Annotated in this window: 6 protein-coding genes; 5 read left to right on the top strand and 1 reads right to left on the bottom strand. The window is 67.8% G+C overall.

What is annotated here, in order from left to right; translation table 11 throughout:
• Nucleotides 1-22: 22 nt before the first annotated feature.
• From ACTHL9_RS17555 to ACTHL9_RS17575, 5 genes are all read left to right on the top strand, one after another.
• Nucleotides 23-379, top strand: a complete 357-nt coding sequence (locus ACTHL9_RS17555; protein ID WP_440520552.1) for a YraN family protein — start codon at nt 23-25, stop codon at nt 377-379.
• Entirely contained in the window at nt 376-1,932 is a 1,557-nt protein-coding gene (locus tag ACTHL9_RS17560; protein WP_440520553.1) for a YifB family Mg chelatase-like AAA ATPase, read from the top strand. The genes ACTHL9_RS17555 and ACTHL9_RS17560 overlap by 4 nt, the downstream gene beginning before the upstream one ends.
• A gap of 56 nt (nt 1,933-1,988) precedes the next feature.
• A complete protein-coding gene (gene dprA, locus ACTHL9_RS17565; RefSeq protein WP_440520554.1) occupies nt 1,989-3,167 on the top strand; it encodes a DNA-processing protein DprA in 1,179 nt (392 codons plus the stop codon).
• 56 nt (nt 3,168-3,223) lie between these two features.
• Nucleotides 3,224-4,162, top strand: coding sequence for a tyrosine recombinase XerC (locus ACTHL9_RS17570; protein ID WP_440520555.1), 939 nt, complete (start codon nt 3,224-3,226; stop codon nt 4,160-4,162).
• Between the two features lie 155 nt (nt 4,163-4,317).
• The gene (locus tag ACTHL9_RS17575; RefSeq protein WP_440520556.1) at nt 4,318-4,821 is read left to right on the top strand and encodes a DUF3145 domain-containing protein; all 504 of its coding nucleotides are present in this window, start codon (nt 4,318-4,320) and stop codon (nt 4,819-4,821) included.
• 91 nt (nt 4,822-4,912) lie between these two features.
• Here the strand turns inward: ACTHL9_RS17575 and fabF are convergent, their stop codons facing one another.
• Entirely contained in the window at nt 4,913-6,148 is a 1,236-nt protein-coding gene (gene fabF / locus ACTHL9_RS17580; RefSeq protein ID WP_440520557.1) for a beta-ketoacyl-ACP synthase II, read from the bottom strand.
• Nucleotides 6,149-6,236: the final 88 nt, after the last annotated feature.

Below are 6,236 nucleotides of genomic sequence, written 5' to 3' on the forward strand. Positions count from 1 at the left end.
CCGCCCCGGGCAGGCTGGCTCCATGAGGGCGAAAGACAGCCTCGGGCAGCGCGGAGAGCGTGTCGCAGAGGACTATCTCAAGGCAACCGGTGCGACGATCCTGGACCGGAACTGGCGGTGCCAAGACGGCGAACTCGATCTGGTGGCGCTGGACTGCGGCGTACTCGTTGCCGTCGAGGTCAAATCCAGGACATCTTGGGCGTTCGGGCACCCCTTCGAAGCGGTCGACGGCGTCAAGCTGGCCCGCGTGGCTCGGCTCGCCGCAGCGTGGGCGCGCGAACACGGATTTCGCCACGCGGCGCGCCGGGTCGACGTCATCGCAGTCACCGGACCGGAGAAGGAAAGTCCCCTTCTCGAACACTTGCGGGGTGTCGCGTGAGCGGCGTCGGACGAGCTCTCGGGATCGGACTCGTGGGCCTGAACGGATACGTGGTCGAGGCCGAGGCGGACATCGGCCAGACTCTTCCGGCGTTCGTGCTGCTCGGGCTCCCGGATTCGTCCCTGAACGAGGCAAAGGAGCGTATCCGCTCGGCAGCCCAGAACTCTGGCCTCCCGCTGAGCCGCCGGAAGATCACCGTAAATCTAACCCCGGCGTCCTTGCCCAAGCGCGGCACCTCCTTCGACCTGGCCATCACCGTGGCGGCCCTCTCGGCGGCCGGCGACATCCGGCCACCGGTGGAGACAGTCTTCATCGCGGAGCTTGGTCTCGATGGACGCCTGCGTCCGGTGCAGGGAATGCTCCCCGCAGTGATGGCGGCGGTCCGCGCGGGCTACCGCGAGATTGTCGTTGCCGAGGCGAACCTTCCCGAAGCCCGGTTGGTTCCGGGCGCACGCGTCCGCGGGTATGAAAGTCTGGGGAGCCTCGCCTTGGACCTCGGGGCCGATCCGCAGAAGGTCGTCCTGTCCACAGGCGGCATTCGACGCGGCCGCCCCACGGGCGAGGAGCGCGGCGACGACCAGCCGAGCGGCGCTCAGCCGGACCTGCGCGACGTTGCAGGCCAACACGATGCGAGGGCCGCCCTTGAAGTGGCCGCGGCCGGTGGGCACCACCTGTTCATGCTGGGCCCGCCGGGTGCAGGCAAGACGATGCTCGCGGAACGCATGCCGAGCATCCTGCCGGACCTCGATGACGAGGCGGCAATGGAGGTGACGGCCATCCATTCGCTCTCGAACCACCCCAGCAGCACGCGGGACCTGATCCGCCGCCCTCCGTTTGAGAGCCTGCATCACACCGCGAGTTCCGCCGCAGTAATTGGCGGCGGCTCTGGAATCCCGAGGCCCGGAGCGGCATCTCGAGCCCATCGGGGCGTCCTGTTCCTCGACGAGGCGCCGGAGTTCCAACGTCAGGTTCTCGACTCGCTGCGACAGCCGCTCGAGAACGGCCGCGTCACGATTCACCGAACTCTGGGAGCGGCGACCTATCCAGCGAGATTCCAGCTCGTGCTCGCCGCCAATCCGTGTCCCTGCGGACAGGCCTCGGGGAAGGCCCTCCTGTGCAGCTGCACCCCGCAGGCCCGACGGCGCTACAAGGCGAAGCTGTCCGGGCCCCTCCTCGACAGGGTCGACATCCAGCTTGCGGTGCAGCGGGTGTCCATGATGGACCTTGCTGCGCGGGAGCCCGCCGAGTCCTCGGAGGCCGTCGCCTCGCGCGTGGCTGCCGCTCGCCGGCTGCAAGCGGAGCGACTGGGACCCTACGGCCTCGACAGGAACTCGGACGTGCCGGGACGCCTGCTTCGCGGCCCGCTCCGGCTCCCTTCGACGGCCACCGCTGTCCTCGAACGCGCCATGGAACGTCAGACGCTGACGGCGCGGGGTTACGACCGAGTCTTGCGCGTCGCATGGACCTTGGCCGATTTAGCCGGCCAGCCGCGGCCGGGCGACGACGAGATCGGCCAAGCCCTCCTCCTGCGGGCTACGGAGTCCCGGTCATGACCGATGGGATGCGGTTCAGGGGAGGAGGTCTGGGTCTTCCGACGGAAGGGGAAAGCATGGACGAGGTGAGGAGGGCACGGGCCGCCCTGACACGACTGGTCGAACCGGGCGATTCGACAGGGGCAGCCCTGGTCGAAGCCCTGGGACCGGTGGAGGCGCTGTCTGTCGCTTCGGGGCGCCTGCCGATCGATCCCAGCATCGAAGCACGGGTAGGAAGCCTCGTGCTCGGAAGCGGAGCTACCAGATGGGAGGGCCTTGCTGGGGCGCTTGGGCGGTGGAAAGCCCGAGTCCCAGACCTTGCGCCTCACCGTGACCTCGAGACCATTGCCAGGTTCGGTGGCCGTTTCATCATTCCCGAGGACCGCGAGTGGCCGGACGGATTCGAGGATCTCGGTGCGCAGGCTCCGATCGGCCTGTGGGTGAGGGGCGAAGAACGGTTGCCCTCCCACACGGCCTCCGCCGCGATTGTCGGGTCCAGAGACGCGACGAACTATGGACTCAGCGTCGCTGGGGAGATGGCCAGAGGCCTGGTGGACCGCGGGGTCACGGTAGTGAGCGGCGGTGCCTACGGAATCGATGCTCAGGCGCACCGAGCCGCGCTGTCTTCCGAGGGTCCGACGCTCCCCACCATTGCCGTCATGGCCGGCGGCTTGGATCGCTACTACCCCTCAGGGAACGAGGATCTCTTGCGGGCCGTCGCGCACCGGGGGCTGCTCGTGTCGGAGCTCCCTCCCGGCGCGTCGCCCACGAAGCATCGATTTCTGCGGAGGAACAGGCTGATTGCGGCGTTAGGAGGTGCCACGGTGGTCGTCGAGGCCCATTGGCGATCGGGGGCTCGTAGCACCGCTCATCACGCTGCCGACCTCGGACGAATCGTCGGAGCCGTCCCCGGTTCCGTGTACAGCGGAAGCTCCGCTGGCTGTCATCGCCTCCTGATGGACGGAGTGGCCGTGTGCGTCACTGACGTGAGAGACGTCTACGAGCTGCTGGCGCCTATGGGCGAAGGCCTCGAGAGCCAGCGAGAAGGCCACACGGCGCCGCACGACGGCCTCGCTGTAGAGGACCTCCTGCTGCTCGACGCTTTGCCGTTGAAGACCGGAACCACCATCGACAGTCTGGCCCGGGTCGCGGGACTGAGCGGCGCCCAAGTGCGCGCTGGCCTCGGGCGCCTTCAGCTTTTGGGCCTCTCTCAGGCAGTCCCTGGGGGATGGAGGAGGAGCGATAAGCGATCGTGATGTGGGAAAGCGAGTGTCGCGTTGTGGCATCTGGTCGGAGCGGCCACAGTGGGGATGTGGACGAACCGACTCCTCATACCGAGCGCCTGCCCGAAGGTCTGCGTGATCCCCTCGAGGGCTTTTTGCGGTACCTCGCTCTCGGGAGGGGGCGCTCACCGCACACCATCAGGGCGTACGAGGGCGATCTGCTCTCGATGCTGCGGGCTGTCGCGTCGGAGGGAGCAGAGGTTCTCGCCGACATCGATCTCGCCGGTCTGCGACGTTGGCTGGGTTCACAGAGTGAGGGGGGAGACGCTCGATCCACGCTCGCTCGCCGCTCCGCCGCAGTTCGGTCCTTCATGGGGTGGGCCGTGCGAGAGGGGGAGCTTAAGGTCGACCCTTCGCTGAGGCTCGCGTCTCCCAAGCAACAGCGGGCGCTGCCGGATGTCCTCCACGAAGATCAGACGAGACGGCTTCTCGAGAAACTGGCCGGAGCGGCCGAATCGGGGGACGCTGTCGCTGTCCGCGACCTCGCTTTGGCGGAGATGCTGTACGCCACTGGGATCCGTGTCTCGGAGCTGGTTGGCCTGGACGTCGACGACGTCGACCTCGGGTCGCGTACCGCGAAGGTTCTGGGCAAAGGAGACAAAGAGCGAACCGTGCCCTTCGGAATCCCGGCCGCCAACGCCGTGGTGCGCTGGCTCGGAGCCCGCAGCGCACTGGTTACCGAGGCCAGTGGCGCGGCCCTGTTCCTCGGACGACGCGGGGGACGGCTCGGCCAGAGGCAGGCCAGAGAGGTCGTCGACGCGGCCCTCAGCGGACTGGGCGACACGGGGGCGAGGGGACCTCACGCGCTACGCCACACCGCCGCTACCCATCTCCTCGACGGCGGCGCCGACCTCCGCTCGGTTCAGGAACTCCTCGGTCACTCGAGCCTTTCGACCACGCAGCTGTACACGCACGTGTCGGTTGAGCGCCTGCGGTCGAGCTACCTCCAGGCCCACCCGCGGGCGTGAGACATTGACGTCATAGATCGCGCCACGGTCGGGGTTGTTGGCGTATTTCGGATCCGTCCGGCAGAATGACCGTGACAACTGAATCTGCCACAGGGCCACACAATCCACGCTGACCGGTCGTAGGGGAAGACGTACCGACAGCGATGGAGGATGGAATGTCTGCAGTGATGACCCGTGGTCTGCTGTTCGTGCACTCGGCACCGAGTGCTCTCTGCCCGCACGTCGAGTGGGCAATCGGCTCCGTCGTTGAGAAGCGGACGGACCTTGAGTGGATCCCCCAGCCAGCAGCGCCGGGGATGTTCCGCTCGGAGTTGTCATGGGTGGGCGCACCCGGGACGGGCGCGCAGATCGCTTCCGCCCTGCGTGGCTGGGCGCACCTCCGCTATGAGGTCACGGAGGAGCCGAGCCCCGGCGTCGACGGTGCTCGATGGTCCCACACGCCCGAGCTGGGCATCTTCCACGCCACCACCGACGTGCACGGCAACATCATGGTCTCGGAAGACCGGATCAGGTATGCCTACGAGTCGGGCGCTGGCGACCCGACCGCCGTCTTCCAGGAGCTCTCCCTCGCGCTCGGCGAGGCGTGGGACGAGGAGCTGGAACCGTTCCGCCATGCTGCGGAGGGCGCTCCCGTCCGCTGGCTCCATCAGGTCGGCTGATCCGAACCGCCGGACATCCACCGCACTCGAAACCATCGCAGACAACTGTGGGGCCCGCCGATCAGGCGGGCCCCACACGTCGTCGGAGGGATCAGTGGTTCCGGATCACGATCACCGCGTTGTGGCCACCGAAGCCGAACGAGTTGCTCAGAGCCACGATGTCTCCCTGGGGAAGATCACGCGCGCTCGTGACCACGTCGAGCGGGATCTCAGGATCTTGGTGGTCCAGGTTGATTGTGGCCGGAGCCTTGCGCTCGTGCACTGCGAGAACCGTCAGAACTGCTTCGACCGCTCCGGAGGCCCCCAGCAGGTGGCCCATCTGTGACTTCGTGGCCGAGACGGCCACATTGTCCACATGGCCGCCCAGCGCAGACTTGAGCGCCGTGTACTCTGGCTTGTCTCCCACGGGGGTCGACGTCGCATGCGCATTGACGTGCACCACGTCTTCTGCCTGCACGCGCGCGTCGAAGAGCGCCGCCTTCAGGGCTCGCGTGGCCCCCAGGCCCTCGGGATCGGGGGCTGTGATGTGGTAGGCGTCCGCCGTGACCGAGGTGCCCGCGAGTTCCGCGTAGATCCTTGCGCCGCGCGCGAGTGCATGCTCCTCGGCTTCAAGGACGAGTGCACCGGCGCCCTCGCCCATGACGAAGCCGTCGCGATCGATGTCGTAGGGGCGCGAGGCACGCTCGGGATCGTCGTTGCGCTTCGAGAGGGCCTGCATCGAGGAGAAGGCCGCAATGGGCATGGGATGGATCGCCGCTTCGGCGCCGCCCACCATGACCACGTCGGCCTTGCCGGAGCGAATCAGCTCCTGCCCCACAGCCATCGCCTCAGTTCCAGAAGCGCAGGCCGAGACGGGCGTGTGGGCGCCAGCACGGGCGCCGAGATCGAGGCTCACCGCCGCGGCCACGCCGTTCGGCATGAGCATGGGGACGGTCATCGGCAGCACCCGGCGGGGCCCCTTTTCCTTGAGGGTGTCCCAGCCGTTCAGGAGCGTCCAGACGCCTCCGATGCCAGTGGCGAAGGCGACGGCGAGACGGTCGTGGTCGATCTCCTCGATGCCGGAGTCCCTCCACGCCTCCCGCGCGGCGATGACGCCGTACTGGGTCGAGGGGTCCATGCGCTTCATCTCCACGCGTCCCAGGACCTGATCGGCCGGGACCGCCAGCTTGGCGGCGATCTTCACGGGAAGGTCGTACTGCTCGACCCAGTCATCCGTGAGTTGGTGGACCCCCGACACTCCCTTGACGGCGTTCTGCCAGAGGGTCGGCACATCTCCACCGATGGGTGTAGTCGCGCCTAGACCGGTGATGACAACTTTACGGGCCATGCTGCACCCTTTCGGGATCAGAGCCGGGGAGGCTGGCGGGAGGGAACAGACGGGCGGCCCCCAAGGGGGCCGGCCCGCGCCAGGGGGT

The sequence above is a fragment of the Sinomonas sp. genome, assembly GCF_051955515.1.
Taxonomy (GTDB): Bacteria; Actinomycetota; Actinomycetes; order Actinomycetales; family Micrococcaceae; genus Sinomonas.

Bases quoted from the DNA above. Each gene is read 5' to 3' on its own strand.
- ACTHL9_RS17555 (WP_440520552.1), top strand. From the start codon at position 23: ATGAGGGCGAAAGACAGCCTCGGGCAGCGCGGAGAGCGTGTCGCAGAG.
- dprA (WP_440520554.1), top strand. From the start codon at position 1,989: ATGGACGAGGTGAGGAGGGCACGGGCCGCCCTGACACGACTGGTCGAA.
- ACTHL9_RS17575 (WP_440520556.1), top strand. From the start codon at position 4,318: ATGTCTGCAGTGATGACCCGTGGTCTGCTGTTCGTGCACTCGGCACCG.
- fabF (WP_440520557.1), bottom strand. From the start codon at position 6,148: ATGGCCCGTAAAGTTGTCATCACCGGTCTAGGCGCGACTACACCCATC.